Consider the following 22,395-nt stretch of genomic DNA (forward strand, 5'->3'; position numbering starts at 1 on the left):
CACCGGAACGCCCCAGGTCAACGACCGCCTCGCCGGGTGGCTCCCGATTGCACCCCCGCTCCCGGCCCGCGCCTGGTCAACTGCCATGCGTCGCCCTGCCGTTCGACGAACCCCAGGGAGTGAAGTTCGTACAGTCTGCCGATGACTTCATCGGTGCCGGTGCCCGCGGCGAGGGAGATCGCGTCGAGGTCGGCCGGTCGGCCGGCGGGCAGGGCTTCGAGCACCCGTGCGGTGTCCCGGTCCAGGAGGTCGCGGGCGAGTACCGGGCCGCGCCGCTCGGGCGCCAGCTCCCCGATGGCGCCGACCAGTTCGACGACCTCGGCGGCGTCCGTCACCAGCAGGGCCTCGCCGCGCAGGAGTTCGTGCACCCCGCCCGACAGTCCGCTGGTCGCGGGCCCGGGGACGCCCATGGTCAGACGGCCGAGTTGTTGCGCCCGCCGGGCCGTGACCAGGGAGCCGCTGCGGTGCGCCGCCTCCACCACGACGGTGCCCCGGGTGAGGGCGGCGATGACGCGGTTGCGCAGCACGAACCTGCTCGCCGTGGGGTGGCTGCCCGGCGGCAGCTCGCCGAGGACGAGCCCCTGGCCGGTGATCCGACCGAGCAACTCGGCATGTCCGCGCGGGTAGGCCACGTCCACCCCGCAGGCCAGCACCGCCGCGGTGGCGCCGCCCGCGGCGAGCGCGCCGCGATGGGCCGCGGCATCGATCCCGTACGCCGCACCGGACACCACGACCCAGCCTCGCTCGGCGAGCCCCGCTGCCAAGTTCTGCGCCATGTGCGCCCCGTACGGGGTGCAGGCTCGGGCTCCGACGACGGCGACCGAACGCAGCGCCCAGGTACGCAGGTTGGGCCTGCCGCGCAGCCACAGGCCGACCGGCCGCGCGTCGCCGAGGTCGTCGAGTTGGGTCGGCCACTCCGGGGAGCCGGGGCAGACGAACCGGCAGCCGGATTCCGCCGCCTCCGCGAGATCCCGTCGGGGATCGGCGGCGGCTGCCCGTCCCCGGTATCCCGCGAGCCGCTGCGGCCCGACTCCCGTCAGGACGGCGGCCTGCGGCCCGGGGCCGGTCAGCAGCCGCATCAGCCCGACGGCGCCCCGGTCGCGGAGCCAGCGCCCGCCGCGCTCGTCCCCGGGCTCCAGCACCCGGGTCAGCGCGGCCCGGGCCAGCAGTTCCGCATCGGGCCCGCCGGGCAGGTCCGGCTCGTCGGCGCTCACGACGCCGCCTCCGAGGCGAGCACCGCGCCGCGGGCGATCCCGGTGCGCAACTCCAGCGCGACGGCCACGTCCAGCGCGTCGGGGCGGTCCCGGCCCCGCAGGTCGGCCACGGTCCAGGCGACCCGTAGCACCCGGTCCAGCCCCCGGGCGGTGAGCAGTCCGCGCTCCATGTCCCGCTCGGCCGCCGCCAGGGCGCCGGGTCCGGCGGGCCAGCGGGTGCGCAACTCGTGCCCGGGGACTTCGCTGTTGAGCTTCCACGGCGTCCCGGCGAGCCGGGCGGCGGCCCGCTCACGGGCTTCCCGGACCCGGTCGGCGACGGCGGCGCTGCTCTCTCCCCTCCCGCCGCGGCCGAGGAGGTCGCAGCGGGTGACCGGCTCGACCCCGATGCGCAGGTCGATCCGGTCGAGCAGCGGCCCGGACAGCCGGGCCTGGTAGCGCCGCACCACCGAGGCGGGACATTCGCAGCCGGACCCGAGCGCCGTGTGCCGCCCGCAGGGACAGGGGTTCGCCGCGAGGACCAGCAGGAACCTGGCCGGCAGCCGCACGACTCCGGCGGCCCTGGCGATGACCACGTGCCCCGCCTCAAGGGGTTGGCGCAGGGCGTCCAGGGCCTTGGCGCCGAACTCGGGGGCCTCGTCCAGGAACAGCACGCCCCGGTGGGCCAGGGACACCGCCCCGGGCCGGGGGATGCCGGCCCCGCCGCCGACGAGGGACTGCATGGTCGCGGAGTGGTGCGGCGCGCAGTACGGGGCCCTGCCGACGAGGGGTTCCCCGGGCGGCAGGATGCCCGCGACGGAATGGACGGCGGTGACCTCCAGGGAGTCCTGCCGGGTGAGGGGCGGGATGATCCAGGGGATGCGCTCGGCCAGCATCGTCTTCCCGGCGCCCGGAGGCCCGCTCAGGAACAGGTGGTGGCCCCCGGCGGCCGCCACTTCCAGGGCCCGGCGGGCCCCGTGCTGCCCGGCGACGTCGGCGAGGTCCGGGTGGTCCCCGGTGTCGCCCGCGCTGCGGGAGAGGCCCGTACCGAGTCCGGCGCCCGGCAGGGCGAGGCCCGCGAGCATGGCGTCGGGTCGCCCCGCCCGGTCGGGCGGCTCCTCGTCGGGCACTTCCCCGTCGGTCAGCACCGCGATCAGTTGCCGCAGGCTGCGCACGCCCAGCACCGACACGTCCGGCACGAGGCAGGCCTCCGCGGCGCACTGCTGGGGCACCACCACCTGCCGGTATCCGGCCTCGGCGGCGGCGAGCACCGCCGGCAGGATCCCGCGGACGGGGCGGACGCGGCCGTCGAGGCCGAGCTCGCCGATGAGGACGAGGTCGGCGATGACGGCGGGGTCGATCACCTCGGCGGCGCCCAGGACGGCCACCGCGACGGCGAGGTCGAAATGGGCTCCCGCCTTCGGCACGGACGCCGGGCTGAGCCCGACGGTGAGCTTCTTCTGCGGCCACTGGGCGCCGGAGTTGACCGCTTCCCTGATGATTGGATGTGTTCAAGCGTGTCAGGGGAGGGGTCAGTTGAGCGAGTGGCATGTGGTGTGGGTGCCGGATCCGGGGCGGTGGAGAACGCTGCCGAGGGATGGTGTCCTGGGGGTACAGAACCTGCCTGAGGCGGTGGCCCGGATTGGCCTGCGGCCGGGCGACCCGGTGTACATAAGACCGGACGGCATGGTGGAACGGGATTTCCTGGATTTCGTTCGGTCTGATGTATTCCGGAATCTGGAACGGGAAACGAAGCGGAATTACGGAACGGATTACCGGCCTCTGCTGACTTTCTTGTCGTCGCGCGGGGTGTCGTGGCGGGGGGCGACGCCGCAGGATCTGTCGGACTACCGGCACTGGCGGTGCGATGCGCCGGAGAACCCTGGCCGCATCAGCGGGACCAAGTGGAACCGGGAGGCGGCGGCGTTCACCAAGCTGTTCAAGTGGGGGAAGGTCTACCCGCTGCCGGTGGATGTCTCCCGGCCCGAGGACCGGGCTGCGGACTCGGTCAGCTCTCGAGTGTCGTGGTTGACGCCGCGGACGTGGGGCTTGTGGCTTGACGTCGGGCTGCGTGGCCACACCCGCGCCGGTCTCGCGGCGCCGGGATGGGAGTCGCGCACAGAGCTGCGCAACACGAGCTTCGTGCAGCTGCTGCTCAGCTCGGGTCTGCGGCGGCAGGAGGGCGGTTCGCTGCTCACCTTCGAACTGCCGACTCAGCGCCTGCGCCACGGCCGGTACATGCACGGCCGCATCGCGGGCGCGGTGACGAGGTCGAAGAACAGCCGGACGTACTACGCGTCGGTGGATTCTGTCGGCCAGGTGGAGAGCTACGTGGAGTCGGAGCGGGCGTGGGCGGTGCAACGCGCTCAGGCGGAAGGCCGCTACGAGCGCCTGCCGATGATGAGGCTGGTCACGAAGGTGACGCGTGGCCTCAAGCCGAAGGTCGAGTGGGTGGACTCGGGCGGCGTCGTCGGCGGACAGGAACTGAGCCGTCTGAAGTGGCGTGAGCGGCAGTGGCTGTTCCTTGACGGGCCGGACGGGCCGGAGCCGGCGTGGTTGTGGCTGACCGAGCAGGGTCTGCCGATGGATCCGGACCGCTGGAACGGCGTGTTCAGGATGGCGAACCTGCGCTGCGAAGAGGCCCTGCTCACAGAGGAGGAACGGAAGATCCGGCGGCAGTTCCGGCTAGCGGAAGTACAAGGCAAGACCCCGTACGCAACGCCGCACTCCGCCCGGCACTCGATGGCCCTCTACATGCTGATCTTGCTGAACGAGCTGTTCGAGAAGCGCTACGGACTGACGAAGAAGGACCGGCGGGACTTCGCCCTGCTGTTCGGCGACCCGTGGTGGCTGGTCAAGACCCTCTTGGGGCATATGGACGTGGAGACGACAAAACGCCACTACCTCGCGCCCGTCGCTCACCTGCAGCTGGAGTCGATCCTCGCCGCTGCGGAGACCACCGACGAGGGGGAGGACAACGAGGACCTGGACGGCGTGTTCGCGAGGCTGGCGCGGGAGACGGCTGGCATTCAGGACATCGACGCGCTGATCGGGGTGGCCTCGTGAGCGGGCGGGGACGGCGGGCTGTCCCGCCGCCGGCTGACCACCATGTCGAGCCTCCGCTGGGCCCGGATGGGCTCGTGGTCACGGTCACCAACAAGGCCGGCTACGAGAAGAAGTACGACTTCGCCGAGCTATCGGTCGCAGAGCCGATGCAGCGGTCGCTGGCCAGGGCATTCGCCGCCCGGTCCCGTAACTGGAACAGCCTCAGAACCGCCCACAACAATTGGTCGAAACTCGTACTCTTCGCGGGATTTCTGTCCGGGCTGGACAGCCCGCCAGAGGATCTGAACGGTCTGACCGTCTCCATGCTGCAGAGCTGGCGGGACGAGAACATCGGCACCAACAACGGCAAGGCCAAGCTAGGCGTGATCCGCAGGTTGCTGCAGCAGGATGCCCGGCTGGCCGTCGGCCCGGTGGCGGAGGAGCTGGCCCGGCGGATCCCCAGGTCGACACCAAGCAAGCAATCTTATGGGGAGGCCGAGCGGGATCAGGTGGTGCTGACGGCTCAGCGTCAGTTCCGTTCGGCGTGGCTGCGGATCAGCGAGAACACGCGTCTGCTGGACAGGTGGCGGGCGGGCGACGTCACCGAAGGTAGTCGTGAATGGAAGATGGGGCGGATCCTCGACCAACTCGCCCGCACCGGGGACGTCCCGCGCACTCGCTACCCGCGCGGACAGTATGGGGTGACGCACTACGTGCTGCTGGGCGGCAGAGCCCCGGAGAAGACCTGGGGGCGGCTGTTCCTGATCCCTGCGGAGCTGACCGCGCTGGCGGTGCTGTTGACCGACCGGTTTGGGTGGAACCTGTCGCAATACGACCGGATGCCGGTGCCCACGACAGCGCCCTCGTCTGGGGAGAGGGCCTCGGTCACCTATCAGGTTCAGATCGAGAAGCACAGAGCGGGCCAGGGACGATGGTTCTCCACCGAGAACATCACCGACTCAGGGGCCGATTCGCCCGGGCGGCTGATCACTCAGGCTCGGGAGGCCACCGTTCACGGCCGCGCGCTGGCCAACCATCTGAAACCGGGCATGGATCTTCTGATGGTCGCTCGTGCTTATCAGCGCGAGAAGAAGCACACGGACCTTGACCGCCCCGCTCAGATATGGCCTCTGACCTTCGGCGTCTCCGACAGGATGAGCAAGGCGTGGGCCAGGAACAACGGGCTGAGCGGGGCGCCGTTCCAGCGGACCCGCCGCACGACGACTACGGGCCAGGGCCGTCCGTTGCAACACACCCAGGGCACCCACGAGAGTGTCTACGTGCTGCCCGACAAGCATGTCCAGCGAGCTTCCCGTGACGTGTTTGCAGACGGAGCCAGCGAGGCTCGGGAAGAGGCCCGGGCCTCGGTCTTCGGCGGGAAGGTCACGGACAAGCCCGACCCGGAGCACCAGGAGACGGCGACGGTGGACTGCGAGGACGAGGAGTCCAGCCCTTGGCCGGCTCCCGCGGGGGGCTGCGGAGCGGACTTCCTGCTCTGCCTGGCTTGCCCCAACGCCCACGTCCACCCCGGCCATCACCCGCGGCTCGCTCACCTGCACCAGCAGATCCTGAGCCTGCGGTCCGTCATGGACGACCGCATGTTCCGCGAGCGTTGGAACGCGCATCTGCTGCGGCTGGAGGACCTGCGCGAAAAGGTCGGCTTGGCCGCCTGGGCGGCAGCCCTGGCACGCGTCAGCAACACCGACCGCACCCTTGTCCGGCTCCTGCTGAAGGAAGACCTCGCCCCGTGACCAGCCTCGCCGTCGAGGACGATCCCTACATCCTGCCCCTGCCCGTCCCGGACAGTCTGGTTGTGCTGTCTCAGTGGATCAGCCCCGGCAACACGCACTACAACGGCCGCTACTGGGAGGCCGTCTGGCCTCTGGCCCCGCTCATCGACAACCCCGGCACCAGGCTTGTCAAGATCCACTGGAAGCGCTGCCCGGCGCCTCTCCTGGGCCAGATGAAGCTGGTGACCTGGACGATGGTCAATGGCCGGCTCCGGGCCACTCACCTCAAGAGTCGCGGGGCCTCGGCCCGGGCCCGGGGATCCGCGCTGGACATTCGAGACACGCACAACGAGTGGCTACGGCTGTCGCGCTGGCTGCACAAGCACCGCATCAGCAGTCTCGCCGACTGCACCGAGGATGTGTGGCGGGCCTATATATCCGAGCGCCTCACGGGTCTCTCCCGTGACCACGCGGAGAAGACGTGCTCCCGGCTGACTGATCTATGGGCGTTCGACCAGCTCAGCGCCCAGAGAACCGGCATCGCCCGGCCTCCGTGGGATTTTGAGGGAGTCGATGACTTCCTCCCCGAGGCCGATGGGGCGGCGCGAGGAGAGAACAGCACGGAGCCGCTGGATCCGAAGGTCCTCGGCCCGCTGCTGGTCTGGGCGATCCGATTCGTCGAGGACTTCGCCGACGACATCCTCGCAGCATGGGCTGAGAGACGGCGTCTGATCGCCGTGGCTACGGCCAACAGGGCCAGCCCGGAGGGGCCGGCGGCTCTCTCGGAGTTCCTCCTGACCCGCGTTCGGGCAGGTGACACCCTGCCGGCTGTCGGGCAGCCGGGCCAGTACAGCCTGGCCCGCTTCTACGTCTCCGCCCTCACTGGCGCGAGCCCTAGCCAGGTCGATCGGTTCAGGCAGCGACACCAGCTCTCCGCCGTGGTCGCCGAGCGGCCAGGTCCGTGCCCTTTGCCAGTGCCGGTCACCGGGCGGATCGGTGAGAACCCCTGGCGCGAGTCCATCGACTTCGATGAAGCCGCCGAGCTGATGCGGCATCTCGGGACGGCTGCAGCGATCGTCTGCCTCTACTTGACCGGCATGCGTCCGCAGGAGCTGCAGGGTCTGCGGTCAGGATGCTGCCGTGATCCTGAGCCTGCCGCCGACGGCGCCCCCGGACGGCACCTGATCCGCAGCCAGCACTTCAAGAACGTCACTGACGGCGACGGCAACCACGTGTCTGCGGGCGAAGAACGCGCGGTCCCCTGGACCGCTATCCCTCCGGTCGTCCACGCCATCCGCGTGCTGGAGCGCATGGTCCCCGTCGGCGAGCTCCTCCTCAGCTCCACTCACCACGACATCCCCGGTCAGCGCAACTACCACGGCGCTTTGAAGAACAGTGCGTTGAATAAGCGGATCGAAGACTTCGTGGCCTGGGTGAACCGCGAGGCCGGGTCCTTGGGTCTGCCCGATCAGGTAGTTGCCAAGGACCCGCACGGCGCAATCGGCATGTCGCGGTTCAGGCGGACTCTAGCTTGGCACATCGCCCGGCGTCCGGGCGGTCTGATCGCACTCGCAGTCCAGTACGGGCACATGCGCACGGTTCTGAACGCTCGCACCTCCAGCGGCTACGGCTCTCGCAGCCGTGGTGGCATCCACAGCGTGCTTGACGTCGAAACCGCTCTCGCCGCCGCGGACACGGCTGCCCAATTGCGTGACCGCATGGCCGCCGGAGAGAAGGTGTCCGGGCCGGCCGCCCGTCGGGCCATCACTGCCGCCGCCACAACCCCGCGGTTCGAGGGCCGGATCGTTCCCCAGACGTTCGCGAAGAAGGCCGCCAAGTTCTTGGCCCGGGACGGTGTCGTGCTCTATGACAACCCGGACGCGTTCTTGATCTGCGCGTTCAAGCACGACAACGCGCTCTGCGAACCCGAGCCAGGAGCGACCGCGCCGAGGCAGTACGCCTGTCAGTCCGGCTGCGGCAACACCGTCCGCACCGATACCCACGCCCACCGAATGCGGGAGCGGGCCGACGAGATCGACCAGTTGGCCGCCGCCGCCCCCGAGAAGATAGCCAAGCGTCTGCGGTTCAACGCCAATAGGCTCCGCGCCACCGCCGACACGCACGACGCCACCGCCCAGACCGCCGAGGCCCTGACATGAATCAGCCGCACCAGGACGAGCGCACGCGCATCCGCGAGGCGATGGACCGGCTGCTGGCCGGGAAGGCCACCGCATCCAACGGCAGCCTCACCGCCGCCGCGCTCGCCGCCGAGTCCGGCATCCATCGCATGGCCCTCTACAAGCGGCACGCGGACCTGAAGAACGAGTTCGAAGAGCGCGTCCGCACGGAGACCAAGCAGGTCCCGGAGACGGAGAAGCAGCTGCGGGCGACCGTCGCCAAGCTCAGGAAGACCATCGCAAACCAGCGAGCCGAGCTCGAAGAGCTCCGCCAGCTGGTGACCAGCCTGACCCTCGCCAGCGCCGTACTCACCCAGGGGCTGGACGCACCGACAGAGCCCGTCCCAGCACCGGACAATGTCATCCCGTTCCGTCCGCCAACCAGCTAAGCCGACGGCCGTGCTCAGCCGTCCCCCGTTCGAACGGACGGCTGAGCACATAAGTCCGTACGCGATGGCGCACAAGGAAGTCGTGCATGACTGGGGACGTTCGCCCGTACTTCCCCCTCGAGGAGGTGGGGGGAAGTACGGGGATACGTGCTCAGGCGGCGATGCCGAGTTCGGTGCGGGTGCGGTGGATGAACTCGCGGACGGCCGGCTCGCGCCGCCAGGGGGCGAGGGCGGTGTTGAACTCGCGGACGTAGTCCTTGGCCCGGGAGGACTGGACGCGGGCGAGGATGTCGACGGAGCGGTTGCCCAGCTCGAGGCCGTGGTCGAGGTCGCGGGCCTGAAGGTGGGCGGTCCCCACGATCGCGAGCCGCATCCCCACCGAGCGGGTGAACACCCCGGATGGCATCGCGGCGGCCCGCTGGTTCCAGGCCAGGGCGGCCTTGGGGTTCTTCAAGTCACGGAAGACCTCGGCGGCGTCCGCCGAGAGGCGGGCATGGTGATAGAAGTCGATCCAGGCGGGCTCTGAGCCGCTGGCGGCGTCGGCCTGGCTCAGGAGGTCCTCGGAAGCCGCGAGGGCCCGTGAAGCGGCCCTGGCGTCCCTCTCGCGGGCATGGGCACGGGCCTCGATCAGCTTGGTGAACGCCAGGACACGCGGGGCGGCCTGACCCTTCGCTCGTTCGAAGGCGCCCTGGGCCATATCGACGGCCTCGGAGCCGAAGCCCCGCAGCAGCGACTGCATGGCCATCGTGGTCAGGACATAGCAGCCGAGCTGAACGTCGCCGCCCGCGCGGGCCAGGCGGAGGGCCTGGATGAAGTGCCGCTGGGCGACGTCGTGCTGCCCGACGTCGAAGGCCGTCCACCCGGCCAGCCTCGACAGCTCGGAGGTGACGGAGAACAGGTCCCGGCCGACCTCGTCGGTGAAGGAGCCCCGCAGCAGCGGGGCGGCCCGCTCCTGGAGGCAGACGGTGACGGAGTTGGCCTTCCAGTTCCCGCCGCCGTATTTGGAGTCCCAGCGGCGGGCCTCGTCGGCCGCGTCCCTGAGTTCGTCCAGGTCGGCCTTGCCGACCTGCTTCTTGCCGCCGGTGAGGTCGGCGGCCTCGTCAGCGGGGGTGACCAGCCAGCGGGTCACAGGGGTGGTGAACGCGGACACGGCGAAGCCGGATCCGGTCAGGAAATCGCGGCGGTTCACGAAACTCCAGAACGACGTGGCCACTCGGACCGCATCAGCACGGTCCCGCGGGAAATCCAACCCCACATCCGCGTCCGGTGTCTCCGCATCGCCCATACCGATTTCGCCAAGCGCCACCGGACGGCCGAGCCGTTCGCCGATCGCCTGAGCGAGGAAGGTGGGCACCGGCCACTTGGGGATCATGCCCCGCTGGCACCAGTTCGCGATGGAGGTATGCGAGTAGTCCGTCTCCAGCCCGGCCTGCTGGGCGAGCTGGTTGACCCGCAGGGCCAGAGACTTGTGGCTCGCACCGCAGGTCTCGATGAGCCGGTCCAGGTCCGCGTTGGGCGGACGCTTCCGGCGGCTGGTCGATGCCACCCGAATCCCCTTTTCCACCAGGTCAGCAACATGGCTGCTGACGAGGAAACGCCACGGGGCCGGCCGCGTCGACAGGGCATTTCCGGTCGGCGCATTCCGGCTGGGCACGGGAAGCCGCACGCTCTCCCCGCGTCTTGAGGCACTGAGGGTATTGCCCTGCGGACCCTGGGTGAACCTGCTTTGCGAGTTGTGAGCCCCCCTGCGAGCCCTGCCCGGCATGGGCCGCCGACGGGTGTGATGAGGACGCAGGCCACCGCCGGGACGCCAGGAAGGGCTCCCGGTGGTGGCCGCCGCCAAGGCACCACGACTTCACGCTCGGGGGTGAACCAGATGTGCGGAATTGCAGGACTGGCCGGAGGCGACGCCGTCCGGCACGAGAAGACCGTCGCCGCGATGGGTGCCTCACAGCACTACCGCGGCCCGGACGGCACCATGCACGCCGCCAGCAGCGACCGCCGGGCGGTGCTGGCCATGAACACGCTGCTGATCGTCGACCCGCAGGCCATGCCCGGCCCCTACCTCGACCGGGCCACGGGGGTGCTGCTGGCCTTCAACGGCGAGATCTACAACTGGCGGCAGCAGGCGACGGCCTGGGGCATCGAGGTCCACGACCGGGAGTCGGACGCCCACTTCCTGCTGCGGGCCTGGGCCAAGATCGGCCCGTCCTGCCTGGACGGGCTGGACGGCATGTTCGCCCTGGCCGTCTATGACCCGCGGGTCGCGAAGCTGTTCCTGGCCCGCGACCGGCTCGGGGAGAAGCCGCTCTACTGGCGCCTGGACGGCGGCCGGCTCGCGTTCGCCTCCGAGGTGACCACGCTGACCGGCTACGGCCCGGCCCCGCTGGTCTTACGGCCGGAGGTCACCGCGATCGAGACCCCGACCGGGGTCGACACGCCGTTCCAGGGCATCCAGCTGCTGGCGCCGGCCACGCTGCTGTCCTTCGACGTCACCACCGGCTCGATCGACCAGATGACCTGGTGGCACCTGGAGGACCGGTCCCCGTTCACCGGCACCTACGACGAGGCCTTGGCGAAGTTCTCCACGATCCTGGCCGAGCAGATCCCGCTCAGGGCCCCGGCCTGCGACTTCGCCCTCCTCCTCTCCGGCGGGCTGGACTCGGCGGTGCTGGCCTACCTGATGAGGCCGCCGGTCTGCGTCACCGTCCGCTACCCGGGCCAGGACCGCCTGGACGAATCGTCGACGGCGGCGGTCATCGCCCGGGACATCAAGGCCGAGCTGGTGGTGGTCGAGCCCGACCACGTCGACTTCACCACCGCTCTGCCGCACATGATGCGGGCCCTGGACTACCCGATGGGCAACGCCAGCACCTTCTCGGAGCACATGGCCTACCGGAAGATCTCAGACCTCGGCCCGCGGGTCGTGATCGGCGGGCTGGGGCCGGACGAGTTCCTCATGGGCTACGTCCGCCAAGCCCTGGTCCTCTTCGGCCCCGACGCCGTCCTGAACGCCGGCCTGGAGGCTTACCGGCCGCTGGCCGCCAAGCTCATGCACGCCGCCGACGAGCCCCTCGACCCGGCGGAGGCGGTCACCAGGCTGATCCTGCGCGGGCCCGACCCGGATGGCCGCCTCCGCGACCTCGTCGCCGACGCGATGGCCCGCGCGGGCGGGGACCTCGCCCGCGGCCTGACCCTGGCGGACCTGGCGACGGCCTGGAGGCCGCTGGTGATGACCAGCGACAAACTCGCCTCCGCCTACGCGCTCGAACGCCGGTCCCCCTACCTCGCCCGCGACCTGGTCGAGTTCTCCTACCGACTGCCGGTCGACTACAAGATCACCGACCCAGCCCAGGGCAAGCGGATCCTGCGGGACGCCGCCAAGGCCCTCGGCCTGCCGAAGGAGGTCTGGGCCAGCCGGGACAAGCTCGGCTTCGCCTCCCCGGTCCCCTCGTGGCTCAACGACAACCTCGCGGCCTGGGCCGACACCCAGATCCGCATGGCCCTCACCGATGCCCCGCCCGCGTTCCGCCCCCTCCTTGAGGGGGGTTTGAAGCCCGGCGGACGCTTCGATCGCACCCGCATGCAGGCCCTCATGGCAGCCGCCTGGTTTTCGGACCAGACGGTGAGGGCTGCCGCATGATCCCCAACTCGCTTACTACGGTGAGGGGATGCACTCCGAGACCACCGCCACCGAGGAGCCGGCCGCCGCCCGCGGAGCCGTCGCGATCATCACCAACCGTCGCGGCGAAGTCCTCCTCCACCTCCGCGACGACCTCCCCGAGATCGCCTGGCCCGCCCACTGGTCCGTCCTGGGTGGCGGCTGCGACCCCGGGGAATCCCCAGCCGACGCGATCATCCGCGAGCTCGATGAAGAAGCGGGTCTGACCCCCGAGAACCTGACCGAGCTGTTCGAGATCCCTGACCATCGCGGCTCCGGGCAGATCATCACCTTCTTCGCTGCCTCCTGGGACGGCGACGAGTCGGACCTACTTCTCGCCGAGGGCGTCAAGCTGCAGTTCTTCGCCCCCGATTACCTCGACATCCTCACGATCCCGCCGTTCATCCGGGACGGGATCTACCGCCATCTGGCCGCCAGGCCCTCCTGATCACCCCGCCCTTCCGGGCGAGGGGAAGGGTGGGGCCGCCATCGGCGGCCCCATCCGAAGGGACTACCCCGCTCATGAAGATGACCGTCATCGGCTGCGGCTACCTCGGCGCCACCCACGCCGCCTGCATGGCCGAGCTCGGCCATGAGGTCCTGGGCATGGACTGCGACATCGACAAGGTCCACACCCTCAACTCCGGCAAGGCCCCGTTCTTCGAACGCGACCTGGACGACCTCCTCGCCAAACACACCGCCTCCGGCCGGCTCCGCTTCACCGCCTCCTACGGCGAGGCCGCCGAATTCGCCGACCTGCACTTCATCGGTGTCGGCACCCCGCCGCAGCCCGGCACCGACGCATACGACCTCACCCACCTTTTCGACGCCGTCTCCCGACTGGCCCCCGGCCTGACCCGCCCGGCCGTGATCGCGGTCAAGTCGACCGTCCCGGTCAGCACCGCACCCCGCGTCGCCGAACTCCTCCGCGGCCTGGCACCGGCCGGGGACCTCATCGAGGTGGCCTGGAACCCGGAGTTCCTCCGCGAGTCCTTCGCGGTCGATGACACCCTCCGCCCCGACCGGCTCGTCCTCGGCTTCAACACCGATCACTCCTGGGCCGAGGCCCTGCTGCGGCAGGCGTTCGCCAAGATCATCGAGTCGGGGACGCCGACGATCGTTACCGACTGGGCGACTGCCGAGCTCGCCAAGGGCGCCGCGAACTCCTTCCTCGCCACGAAGATCTCCTTCATCAACGCGATGGCCGAGGTCTGCGAGAAGTCCGGCGCTGACGTCACCAAGCTGGCCGACATCCTCGGCCACGACCACCGCATCGGCCGCCACGGCATGCGGCCCGGCCTCGGCTTCGGCGGCGGCTGCCTGCCCAAGGACCTCGGCGGCTTCATCACCCGCGCCGACGAACTCGACGCCGGCGAGGCCGTCGGCATGCTCCGCGAAGCCGCCGCCGTCAACGCCCGCCGCCGCCGGCGCGTCATCGACCTGGCCCGCGAGGAACTCGGCCCCGACCTGCGGGGCAAGCGGATCACCGTCTGGGGCGCCGCCTTCAAGCCCGAGACCGACGACATCCGCGACTCGCCCGCCTTGGCCGTCGCTCAGGCCCTCCACGACCTCGGCGCCACCGTCACCGTCACCGACCCCAAGGCCCTCGACAACGCCCGCAAGCTCCACCCCGAACTCGACTACGTCGAAGACCCCATCGCGGCCGTCGATGATGCGGATCTGCTGCTGCACCTCACCGAGTGGCACCAGTTCTCCACCATCGACCCCAAGCGGCTCGCGACCCGCACCACCAGCCCCAAGGTCATCGACGCCCGCGGCACCCTCAACACCGACCAGTGGCGGGAGGCCGGCTGGATGACCCGAGCCCTCGGTCGTCCCTGAGGCCTGCAGACCAGCGCAGGTCCGTGACCAGGCAGAATCCTCGGGCAAGGGCCTCCGGCGCACCCTGCCACGGGGCTGGAGGGGCTGGAGGGGCCGAAAATGCCAGATAAGCGAAAACCCTCTGGCGCCGCTGACCAAGAAGGTCCTGGAAACGCGGGGTGGCCCGCCAGCATTGCTGGCGGGCCACCCCGCGTTCTGGATCTCTACGAGTCCGCGACTCGCCGCCCCTTCATCCACTCCACCGCGGCCGCCTCCTCGCGGGGCAACATGGCGTTGAGCTCTGGGCCGAGCCAGCTGAACCACTCACGCTGATCATCAGTGAGCGGCCCATCTGGGCCACGCCAGTCCGAGACGAAGGCCAACAGCCGGGCGGCCAGCACATTCGGATCAAACCCGCCGTCGGGTTCCGGATCCCACGGACCGATCCCCGACACGACGAACGGCAGCCCACCGCCGAACGGCTCCGCGACGACCACGCGGCGATCGCCCGCCCTGAGCCGCGTCCGCAGAAAGTACTTCCAATCGGTCTCAGGCTTCTTCGGGCCCCCCTCGCCCAGCTGCTGGCCAAAGAACGGGACCGGCTCGGAGGTCAGGCGCAACAGCACCATCCCGGCGGGATCAGTCTCCTCGGGCAAGGCCGGAACCGGGATCTCATACACGTATTCGTGCAGCTCACCCTTGGCGCGGTGCCCCTCTCGGATCGTGCGGTCAAGCCAATCGCTCATCAGGCCCCCAACTCGTCCACACCATGACGGTGCTCTGCTCGTCCCATCAGGATGGCACGCGGCACCAGGACCCACCGGAGCGTCGCTGGCAGTGCCTACGGGCCAAGCGATTCCCTGGGCGGAGGAAGTCAAGACAACGCAAACCGGAACACGCTGAGGCACCAAGCGCTCCTCGCCGCCATGGTCTCCCGCCTGCTGGCCTGCTACTCGTCCTCGTCAAGTTCGCTGCTAGGCGGGAGCTGGGACTGTTGTCCGGCAACCTCGATGAGTCGATAGCGCCGCTGGCTCCGCTTCCCGGCGGCTGAGCCAAGGACGAAGCTTTCAAGTGCGACTTCAACTTCTTGATCCAGATGCTCTTTCACCACGCTGACGAGGGAATCGTCGACGAATCCGTGAATCTCGCTGCCTGTCGGGGGCTCGAAATAGAAGATCTGCCGACGGGTGCGCAACCCGTCGAGACGCCCCTGGAGGCGGATGATCTCCCGTTCCTCCCGGATGACACCCAGACGCTCGCGAAGCGTTGCAGCTTGCCCGGAGGAAAGCACGGAGGAGATCCGTTCACCGGTGCCACGCTGGACAGCCAGGCTGATGTCGAGGTTCGGGTTGGGCAAGTCGGAGATCAGGTCCGCAACCGCTCGCCGCATGACCGGCGAGGCGCTGAAAAGTGAGTCCATTGAGGCTTCGTCGTCGGGACCCTCGGGCAGAGCCCGGACCAGTTCGACCGCACCGATCTCAGCCCACGACACACCGGCCGGCGCCAAGTCGTCCTGGTCTTCCTCTGCTGTTGCTGTCGGCACGTGAGGCTTCAGATCAACGATGATCGAGCCAGCCATGGACGCAGCGACGTCGAACCGAGCGATCTCAAGGTCCGACGGCTGCAACCGCACGACATCGGCGCGACGGACGCGGCGGGCCTTGGCCAGACGAGCCACAGCCTTCTGCACACGCTGAAGGAAGTCACCCACCTCGTGAGCGGCGATCAGCCCCCCGTTGGCGGGATCCGAGAGCCGAAACTTGAAACCCGGACCAGCAGCGACCTCCAGCAGGCCCAGGCCGCTGAACTTAGTTGCGGCGGCCTGCAGGCTCGCCCGAGCAAGCCGGGAGAGCGGATCGTCACCCTCGGTCGTCTGAAGGGCGCGGACATACTTGTCACGAAGATCGTTACTCACCAGCTCACCTCCAGATATCCCTTCACGGCTCCGGGAATGAGTTCCCCGTCGGGCCCCTTCACGCTAGACCAGGTCGCGTCCCAAACAGCCTCCTGCTCGGGAACCCCAGCGACCACAAGGAAGCTGTCTATCAAGCCTCCCATGGGCTGCACCCTCTTCGCCCAGGACACAGGCCCACCCTGAGCCTCAACACCCTGAAGCGTGAACAGGGGCACGAGCCGTTCCACGTCCTTGTCCGTCAGAGGCAGCGTCGGATCGACGAGGACGGCAAGATCGAGATCCTCTGGCGGGGCAGCCTTATGGGAACAAAACCCACCATCCACCCAAAACGTTCCTCGCTCAAGAACATCTTTGATCATGTCGACATACAGCTCAAAGCCTCGGAAGATGCGCCTGCGGTGCTCGGCATGCGGCGCCTGTTCCACGAAAAGCTCTTTGATCTCTTCTATCGTCGCCGCGTGACGGCCAGGCGGCAGAAAACCACTTTCCGTGAGCGCTGGTATCAAAGTTCCCCCTCGCACCGGCTCAACGCCGACCGTCCCCATCCCAGGCAGCCACCCTATCCAGGGACGCCATCGCCAGGAATAGGAACATCAGTATCGCGAGGGGGACACGAACTCAGAGCTGCCCCCAGAGCTCGTGCATGACGGAGCTGGCCCACCTAGCGGCATGCATCGCCTCCTCAGTCAGGCACCCAAGACCCTGAACACAAGAACTTGACAGGGAAGACCACGGCGGCCCGCACCCGGTCCCGGCTCTCCACCAGTGTCTTGTCGGGGAGCCCCACGAGCGTGAACGCCGCGACCCCCGGCTCCAGGTCGGCCTGCACCTCCACGACCACGCCCTCGACCCCGACGAGGGCCACGGAGCAGGCCCGGGCGAATCCCATCAGGCCACCCCCCGCACGTGCTCCACCACGGGCGCACCGCGCCGCGGCAGCAGGACGGCGACCAGATCGATCCGTACTCCGCCGGGCGGCGGCCCCCCGTGGTCGGCCAGCCATCGCTCGGCGAGCCGGCGCAGTCGGGCGGCCTTGGCCGCCCGAACGGCGGCCAAGGGGTGTTCGAAGTTCCCCACGCTCCGCGTCTTGACCTCGCACACGACGAGGGCGTCCCCGTCCCGCGCGACGATGTCGACCTCGCCGCCCCGGCAGCGCCAGTTCCGCGCGATCACGGTCATCCCCGCCCGGGTCAGCGCCCGTGCGGCGAGGTCCTCCCCGTACCGCCCCAATGCCTGCTGTGCCACGCCCTTCGCGTTCATCCGGCACCACCTCCGGCACCGAAGGTCCCGCGTTCCCGCCCACCGTGTGGATCTTGGTGGACAGTCGGGTGATTGTGGAAAACCCCCTCACTCCCCCGGGGGAACCGGTCCCGTCCCAAGAAAAAACCGGGGGCCCCGACGCGGAGCCCCCGGATCGACCCGCCGGATCAGCCCCCCGGCAGTTCCAGGTCGGTCTTGTTGAGCTCCTCGATGTTCACGTCCTTGAAGGTCAGCACCCTGACCTGCTTGACGAACCGGGCCGGCCGGTACATGTCCCAGACCCAGGCGTCCGCCATCGACACCTCGAAGAAGACCTCCCCCTGGACCGAGTGCACCTGCATCTCGTAGTCGTTGGTGAGGTAGAACCGACGTTCGGTTTCGATCACGTACTTGAACAGCCCGACGACGTCGCGGTACTCCCGATAGAGCTTCAGCTCCATCTCGGTCTCGTACTTCTCGAGGTCCTCGGCACTCATGGCATGTTCCCCTTCAGCCGTGCGTCCCCCTATTGTGCGCCGGCGCCCCGCGCCCCTAAACGATTTCCGGGGCCAGGACCACCGGAGCGTCCGGAGGACCATCGTCGAGCAGCATGCGGAGCAGCTCGGCGAGTCTGGTCGGGTACACCGTCTCACGCGCCGCCAGCAGTTCCTCGGAGGTCCACCACCGCGCTCCGGAGACGCTGCGCCGTTCCAGTTCGGTGAGGCCGCCCATCACCGTCTCGGTCCGGGTGGTGCGGGCGAGGAAGTACCACTCGTCCTGCTCCCAGCGCCGCCCGTCGAAGGGGAAGGCGCAGTAGCGGCGCCACAGCACCGGCCCCAGGTCCACCTCGGTGATCCCGGTTTCCTCGGCGAGCTCGCGCAGCGCGGCCTCCTCCCTGGTCTCGGCGCCCTCCAGGCCGCCGCCGGGGGTGAACCACCAGTCCTCGGAGGGGTCCGCCGGTTCGAAGCCGTGGAGCAGCAGGATCCGGTCCGCCGGATCCAGCAGGACCACCCGCGACACCTTCCGGGGCTCCCGCCCCTCCCCCGCGCCCGCGCCGGACTCGGCCCCCGTACCGGCCCCGTCAGCGGCCACCGGAGCGCTCCCGCCGGCCGCGCCCCAGGAGCCGCGCGAGCGGCCCGTACGCGGCGCCCAGCACCACCAGCGCCGCTCCGGCCACGACCGCCGTCACCTGGAGCAGCAGCGGCCCCGGTTGCGAGACGCCGCCCGGCAGGTCGGCGTAGGTCCGGGCCGGGTCCAGCATCTTCATCGACGGCCACGCCAGCGCGTCGACCCGCGCCGTGACCGTCGACCGGGGAACGGTGCCCTGGCCGGCCTCCGTCAGGTGGGCCCGGGAGTCCAACGACGCCCCCCGCCGGTCGCCCAGCAGGAAGAGGTTGCCCTCGGGCACCTTCACCTCGAACGGCGTCCCGGAGGCCGTCCCTGCGGCCACGGCCGCCGCGTCGTTCTGCGCGGGGGCCAGGTAGGACTCGTCCAGCTCCTTGCCGTTCACGGTCAGCCGGCCGCCCTTGCCGCAGCAGGACACGGTGTCGCCGCCGATCGCGACGACCCGCTTGACCATGGGCGAGTCGCTCCACATGGCGTCCCGGAAGACGACCACGTCGCCGCGCCGCACCTCGGCGCCGTCGATCCGCTGGGCGAGCACCCGGTTCCCGGGATTGACCGTCGGGACCATCGAGTCCGTCGGCACCGTGTACGGCTGGTACACGAGCGCGCCCCAGACGAAACCACCGAGGAAGAGCACAAAACCAATGGCCACGGCGAGTCCCGACAGTGTGCTGCCGAGACCGCCGCGGCCGTTCCTGCCACCACGTATACGTGTACCGCTCGCCTGCGTTCCGCCCATTGCAGCGCCCCCACACCTCGGAGATCGTCGACCTGGGCGGCACCCTACCGGGCGGTACGGCCCTTGGTCAGCCTCCGCCTGCGCCACATGACGAGCGGTACGGCCCCGGCGAGCCCGAGGGCGGCCGGGCCGAGCCCGAAGGGAGCCAGTCCGGCGGCCCCGAGCCCCAGCGCGGTCGCCGCCGCCTGGTTGCCGATGCCCGGCTGGTCGAAGGTGTCCGGGATCGGCAGCGTGGACCAGCGGGTGACCGGCCACGCGACGACCACGGCACGCCCGACGACCTTGTCGACCGGCACGAAGCCCTGGGTGGAGTCCTGCATGTGCCAGCGGGAGTCCCGGGAGTTCTGCCGGTGGTCACCCATGACCCAGATCTTGCCCTTGGGGACGGTGATCGGGCCGAAGGGAGCGTCGTCGCACGGGGTGTTGCCGGGGAAGATGTACGGCTCGTCCAGCTCCTTGCCGTTGACGACGACCGGTCCCCCCTTCTTGCACGAGACGGTGTCCCCGCCGATGGCGATGGTCCGCTTGATCAGGTCCTTCTCCTCGGCGGACGGCATGAGGCCGATCCAACTGAGGGCCTTCTGCGCGATGTTCGGCTCCGGGGTCGGCTGGTCGGACAGCCAGTCCGCGGGGTCGTGGAAGACGACGACCTCACCGCGCTCGGGCTCCGAGCCGAACCACGGGGTCAGCTTGTCCACGAGGACCCGGTCGCCCCGCTGCAGCGTGTTCTGCATCGAGTCGGACGGGATCGAGAACGCCTGCACCAGGAAGGTCTTGATCAGCAGGGCCAGCAGCAGGGCGATACCGATCAGGAGCGGCAGCTCCTTCCAGAAGGAACGCTGCGGGCTCTCCTCGGCGGCGTCCTCCTCGGCCTCGTGCCCGACGGCGTCGTCCGGCCGCTCCTCGCCCTCGTCGCGTCCGGATCGTGCGCCTACCGCCACATCCCCCACATCCACTCCTCAATCGAGAATCGCAGCCCGCTCCCAAGGGAGAACAGGCCCTCCCCTCCCTTAACGAGCGGGAGTTCCCTAAGGCGCGGGAGACCAAGGACACACTATGCGAACGGGGTGCCCCCACGGCGCCCGCCCGACCCGCGCCGCCGACCGCGCCGGGCCTGGTCGGGCACCGTGAGGAAGGTCGCCGGCTGCTCCAGCCTGCGCCAGTGGTCGAAGGGCCAGGCAATCACCACGGCCTCCCCGACCACCTTCTCCTCGTCGATCGTGCCTTCGAACGCCTCGTCCAGGTGGAACCGGGAGTCGGCGGAGTTCGCGCGGTGGTCACCCATCACGAACAGCCGTCCGGCCGGCACCCTCACCTCGAAGCGGATTTCCGAGGGGGCGTTGCCGGGTGACACGTACGGCTCATCGAGCGGCGCGCCGTTGACGGTCACGCGGCCCCGGTCGTCGCAGCACTTCACGGTGTCGCCGCCGACGCCGATGACCCGCTTGATCAGATCCTGCTCGTCGGCGGACGGCAGCAGGCCGATGAAGGTCAGGGTCTCCTTGATCTGCTTGATCCCGGCCGGGTCCTGGGCCGGCCGGGCCGCCTCACCCTTGAGCCAGCCGCCCGGGTCCTCGAAGACGACGACGTCCCCGCGCTCGACCTTGGAGCCGAACCACGGCGTCAGCTTGTCCACCAGGACGCGGTCGCCGATCCGGATCGTCTGCTCCATCGAGCCGGAGGGGATGAAGAAGGCCTGCACCAGGAACGTCTTGAGCACCAGGGCGATGCACAGCGCGACCACCACCAGCAGCGGCAGCTCGCCCACCCGCCGGGTACGCCGGCGGCGCCGGACCCGCCGCGCCACCCGGCGCCGCTCGGCCCTGCTGCCGCCCTCACCCGGCCCGGACCCCGGCTCCGACGCGGAGTCCGACTCCCGGCCGGATCCGGCCGGCGACCCCGCGTCCTTCGACCCGCCCCGCCCCGACTCCGCGCCCGGCCGCGCGGCGGCGTCCGATTCCATGCCGATTCCGGGCCACGCCCCGAAGTCCGTCCGCCCGGAGGGCGGCTTCGGCTTGCGGGCCGGCCGGCCCGCGGGGGTCCCCTCGCCGCCCCGCGGTCCGGATCCCGGCTTGCGCCCGCCCTTCGGGCGCCCCCGGCTACCCATGCGGGCCACCGCCCGCGCCCGTCACGGAACCCCAGCGCGATACCGGCCAGCCGATCCAATCGGCCCGCCCGATCACCTTCTCCACCGGCACCATCCCCCCGCCCGGCTCACCGAGGTGGTCGCGCGAGTCCCGGGACTGGGACCGGTGGTCACCCATCACCCACAGGGTGCCCAGGGGGACGACGATCCGGAAGGGCACCTTCGAGGGCGTGTCACCGGGAAAGAGGTACGGCTCGTCCAGCGCGACCCCGTTGACCTGGATGCGACCCCCCGCGTCGCAGCACACCACGTCGTCCCCGCCGACGCCCACGACCCGCTTCACGAAGTCCGTGTCGGGCGGCTGGGCCAGCCCGAGCGCCGATCCGGCGCCGCGCAGGGCCTCGCCGACCGGGTTGCCCGCGGCGCGTTCCCGTACGAAGGACCCGGTGCCGTCGAAGACCACCACGTCCCCCCGCCGCGGCTCGTCACCGAACCGGTACGCCAACTTGTTCACCAGGAGCCGGTCACCGACCTGCAGGGTCGGTTCCATCGAGTGGCTCGGGATCAGGAAGGGCTGGACGACGAAGTTCGCGAACAGCAGCAGGAAGACGGCGCAGATCGCGCCGAGCGCCCCGACCCGCTGCCAACCCGGGGCCCCCGAGAACACGGAGAGCGCCGACCGCGCGGAAAACGCAGAACGCGGCCCCTCCGCCCCCTTCTCGGGGTCGGAGTGGCCGCGCTGTGTGAGCTCTGCTTCGGTGTCCATCGCAGGCGAGCCTATCCGGCCGCCCACTGGATCCGGAGAGGAGATCAGCGGTCGCGCTTCTCCTTGATCTTCGCGGCCTTGCCGCGGAGCTCACGGAGGAAGTACAGCTTGGCGCGACGCACGTCACCGCGGGTGACGAGCTCGATCTTCTCGAAGATCGGGGAGTGGACCGGGAAGGTACGCTCCACGCCGACGCTGAAGGAGACCTTGCGGACGGTGAAGGTCTCGGAGACGCCAGAGCCCTGGCGACGGATGACTACACCCTTGAACTGCTGGATACGGGAGCGGTTGCCCTCGATCACGCGGACGTGCACGTTGATCGTGTCACCGGGGCGGAAGGCCGGGACGTCGGTGCGCAGCGAGGCGGAGTTGACGCCATCGAGCAGGTGAGACATGGAGTTCGTCTGCTTTCTTCGCACGACGCCACAGGTCGCCGGTGCGGATTTCCGTAGAGAATTCGGGAGTCGTGTCGCGTCCCGGACGACGGTCCCCCTGTGGCAGGGGCGCCCGTG

General features: G+C 69.9%; 21 protein-coding genes and 1 pseudogene. 7 read left to right on the top strand and 15 right to left on the bottom strand.

What is annotated here, in order from left to right:
• Window positions 1-17: 17 nt before the first annotated feature.
• Window positions 18-1,214 carry a DNA-processing protein DprA gene (gene dprA / locus ACFY0I_RS30665; protein ID WP_388901903.1) on the bottom strand — a complete coding sequence of 399 codons (1,197 nt, stop codon included), beginning with the start codon at window positions 1,212-1,214 and terminating at the stop codon, window positions 18-20.
• Entirely contained in the window at window positions 1,211-2,692 is a 1,482-nt protein-coding gene (locus tag ACFY0I_RS30670) for a YifB family Mg chelatase-like AAA ATPase (protein ID WP_388902002.1), read from the bottom strand. Before ACFY0I_RS30670 ends, dprA begins: the two co-directional genes overlap by 4 nt.
• Window positions 2,693-2,726: 34 nt before the next feature.
• Between ACFY0I_RS30670 and ACFY0I_RS30675 the strand changes: the two genes are divergently transcribed.
• The 4 genes from ACFY0I_RS30675 to ACFY0I_RS30690 all read left to right on the top strand — a co-directional run bounded on the left by ACFY0I_RS30675 (window position 2,727) and on the right by ACFY0I_RS30690 (window position 8,531).
• Entirely contained in the window at window positions 2,727-4,256 is a 1,530-nt protein-coding gene (locus ACFY0I_RS30675) for an integrase (protein WP_388901905.1), read from the top strand.
• Between the two features lie 74 nt (window positions 4,257-4,330).
• On the top strand, window positions 4,331-5,986 hold the full coding sequence (locus ACFY0I_RS30680; RefSeq protein ID WP_388901907.1) for a hypothetical protein: 1,656 nt from the start codon (window positions 4,331-4,333) through the stop codon (window positions 5,984-5,986).
• On the top strand, window positions 5,983-8,124 hold the full coding sequence (locus tag ACFY0I_RS30685; protein WP_388901909.1) for an integrase: 2,142 nt from the start codon (window positions 5,983-5,985) through the stop codon (window positions 8,122-8,124). Before ACFY0I_RS30680 ends, ACFY0I_RS30685 begins: the two co-directional genes overlap by 4 nt.
• A complete protein-coding gene (locus ACFY0I_RS30690; protein ID WP_388901911.1) occupies window positions 8,121-8,531 on the top strand; it encodes a hypothetical protein in 411 nt (136 codons plus the stop codon). The genes ACFY0I_RS30685 and ACFY0I_RS30690 overlap by 4 nt, the downstream gene beginning before the upstream one ends.
• A 151-nt stretch (window positions 8,532-8,682) precedes the next feature.
• Here ACFY0I_RS30690 and ACFY0I_RS30695 read toward each other — a convergent pair whose 3' ends face one another.
• Window positions 8,683-10,077: a sporulation protein gene (locus ACFY0I_RS30695; protein ID WP_388901913.1), complete on the bottom strand. Its 1,395-nt coding sequence runs from the start codon at window positions 10,075-10,077 to the stop codon at window positions 8,683-8,685.
• A gap of 330 nt (window positions 10,078-10,407) precedes the next feature.
• On the opposite strand from ACFY0I_RS30695, the gene ACFY0I_RS30700 reads away from it, so the two are divergent.
• The 3 genes from ACFY0I_RS30700 to ACFY0I_RS30710 all read left to right on the top strand — a co-directional run bounded on the left by ACFY0I_RS30700 (window position 10,408) and on the right by ACFY0I_RS30710 (window position 14,034).
• Window positions 10,408-12,174 (top strand): asparagine synthetase B family protein, encoded by a 1,767-nt coding sequence (locus ACFY0I_RS30700; RefSeq protein ID WP_388901915.1) that lies wholly within the window; start codon window positions 10,408-10,410, stop codon window positions 12,172-12,174.
• Window positions 12,175-12,202: 28 nt separating this feature from the next.
• Window positions 12,203-12,640, top strand: coding sequence for an NUDIX domain-containing protein (locus ACFY0I_RS30705; RefSeq protein ID WP_388901917.1), 438 nt, complete (start codon window positions 12,203-12,205; stop codon window positions 12,638-12,640).
• Window positions 12,641-12,714: 74 nt separating this feature from the next.
• On the top strand, window positions 12,715-14,034 hold the full coding sequence (locus ACFY0I_RS30710) for a UDP-glucose dehydrogenase family protein (protein WP_388901919.1): 1,320 nt from the start codon (window positions 12,715-12,717) through the stop codon (window positions 14,032-14,034).
• A 203-nt stretch (window positions 14,035-14,237) separates the two neighbouring features.
• Here ACFY0I_RS30710 and ACFY0I_RS30715 read toward each other — a convergent pair whose 3' ends face one another.
• The 12 genes and pseudogenes from ACFY0I_RS30715 to rplS all read right to left on the bottom strand — a co-directional run bounded on the left by ACFY0I_RS30715 (window position 14,238) and on the right by rplS (window position 22,278).
• Window positions 14,238-14,759, bottom strand: coding sequence for a hypothetical protein (locus tag ACFY0I_RS30715; protein WP_388901921.1), 522 nt, complete (start codon window positions 14,757-14,759; stop codon window positions 14,238-14,240).
• Window positions 14,760-14,962: 203 nt separating this feature from the next.
• Window positions 14,963-15,928 (bottom strand): hypothetical protein, encoded by a 966-nt coding sequence (locus ACFY0I_RS30720; protein WP_388901922.1) that lies wholly within the window; start codon window positions 15,926-15,928, stop codon window positions 14,963-14,965.
• Window positions 15,925-16,473, bottom strand: coding sequence for a DUF6932 family protein (locus tag ACFY0I_RS30725; RefSeq protein WP_388901924.1), 549 nt, complete (start codon window positions 16,471-16,473; stop codon window positions 15,925-15,927). The genes ACFY0I_RS30720 and ACFY0I_RS30725 overlap by 4 nt, the downstream gene beginning before the upstream one ends.
• A gap of 182 nt (window positions 16,474-16,655) precedes the next feature.
• A pseudogene (locus ACFY0I_RS30730) lies at window positions 16,656-16,817 on the bottom strand (magnesium chelatase); the annotation flags it as partial.
• Window positions 16,817-17,188: a YraN family protein gene (locus ACFY0I_RS30735; protein WP_388901926.1), complete on the bottom strand. Its 372-nt coding sequence runs from the start codon at window positions 17,186-17,188 to the stop codon at window positions 16,817-16,819. The pseudogene ACFY0I_RS30730 and the gene ACFY0I_RS30735, both read right to left, overlap by 1 nt.
• A 167-nt stretch (window positions 17,189-17,355) precedes the next feature.
• Window positions 17,356-17,664, bottom strand: a complete 309-nt coding sequence (locus ACFY0I_RS30740; RefSeq protein WP_008745401.1) for a DUF2469 domain-containing protein — start codon at window positions 17,662-17,664, stop codon at window positions 17,356-17,358.
• A gap of 55 nt (window positions 17,665-17,719) precedes the next feature.
• Entirely contained in the window at window positions 17,720-18,187 is a 468-nt protein-coding gene (locus tag ACFY0I_RS30745; protein ID WP_388902004.1) for an NUDIX hydrolase, read from the bottom strand.
• 61 nt (window positions 18,188-18,248) lie between these two features.
• Complete coding sequence (gene lepB, locus ACFY0I_RS30750; RefSeq protein WP_388901928.1) at window positions 18,249-19,031, bottom strand: signal peptidase I; 783 nt, start codon at window positions 19,029-19,031, stop codon at window positions 18,249-18,251.
• A 44-nt stretch (window positions 19,032-19,075) separates the two neighbouring features.
• Window positions 19,076-19,972, bottom strand: a complete 897-nt coding sequence (lepB, locus tag ACFY0I_RS30755; RefSeq protein ID WP_388901929.1) for a signal peptidase I — start codon at window positions 19,970-19,972, stop codon at window positions 19,076-19,078.
• Window positions 19,973-20,085: 113 nt separating this feature from the next.
• Window positions 20,086-20,994, bottom strand: a complete 909-nt coding sequence (lepB, locus tag ACFY0I_RS30760; protein WP_388901931.1) for a signal peptidase I — start codon at window positions 20,992-20,994, stop codon at window positions 20,086-20,088.
• Between the two features lie 136 nt (window positions 20,995-21,130).
• Window positions 21,131-21,883, bottom strand: coding sequence for a signal peptidase I (gene lepB / locus ACFY0I_RS30765; protein ID WP_388901933.1), 753 nt, complete (start codon window positions 21,881-21,883; stop codon window positions 21,131-21,133).
• A gap of 44 nt (window positions 21,884-21,927) precedes the next feature.
• Window positions 21,928-22,278, bottom strand: a complete 351-nt coding sequence (gene rplS, locus ACFY0I_RS30770) for a 50S ribosomal protein L19 (protein WP_079429989.1) — start codon at window positions 22,276-22,278, stop codon at window positions 21,928-21,930.
• Window positions 22,279-22,395: the final 117 nt, after the last annotated feature.

Source organism: Streptomyces sp. NPDC001568 (assembly GCF_042893755.1).
In the GTDB taxonomy this organism is placed as follows: Bacteria; Actinomycetota; Actinomycetes; order Streptomycetales; family Streptomycetaceae; genus Streptomyces.

Coding starts and splice junctions, on each gene's coding strand:
- ACFY0I_RS30740 (WP_008745401.1), bottom strand. CDS start 17,664: ATGAGTGCCGAGGACCTCGAGAAGTACGAGACCGAGATGGAGCTGAAG.
- rplS (WP_079429989.1), bottom strand. CDS start 22,278: ATGTCTCACCTGCTCGATGGCGTCAACTCCGCCTCGCTGCGCACCGAC.
- ACFY0I_RS30725 (WP_388901924.1), bottom strand. CDS start 16,473: ATGGGGACGGTCGGCGTTGAGCCGGTGCGAGGGGGAACTTTGATACCA.
- lepB (WP_388901931.1), bottom strand. CDS start 20,994: ATGGAATCGGACGCCGCCGCGCGGCCGGGCGCGGAGTCGGGGCGGGGC.
- lepB (WP_388901933.1), bottom strand. CDS start 21,883: ATGGACACCGAAGCAGAGCTCACACAGCGCGGCCACTCCGACCCCGAG.
- ACFY0I_RS30735 (WP_388901926.1), bottom strand. CDS start 17,188: ATGAACGCGAAGGGCGTGGCACAGCAGGCATTGGGGCGGTACGGGGAG.
- lepB (WP_388901928.1), bottom strand. CDS start 19,031: ATGGGCGGAACGCAGGCGAGCGGTACACGTATACGTGGTGGCAGGAAC.
- ACFY0I_RS30700 (WP_388901915.1), top strand. CDS start 10,408: ATGTGCGGAATTGCAGGACTGGCCGGAGGCGACGCCGTCCGGCACGAG.
- ACFY0I_RS30705 (WP_388901917.1), top strand. CDS start 12,203: ATGCACTCCGAGACCACCGCCACCGAGGAGCCGGCCGCCGCCCGCGGA.
- ACFY0I_RS30710 (WP_388901919.1), top strand. CDS start 12,715: ATGAAGATGACCGTCATCGGCTGCGGCTACCTCGGCGCCACCCACGCC.
- ACFY0I_RS30715 (WP_388901921.1), bottom strand. CDS start 14,759: ATGAGCGATTGGCTTGACCGCACGATCCGAGAGGGGCACCGCGCCAAG.
- ACFY0I_RS30690 (WP_388901911.1), top strand. CDS start 8,121: ATGAATCAGCCGCACCAGGACGAGCGCACGCGCATCCGCGAGGCGATG.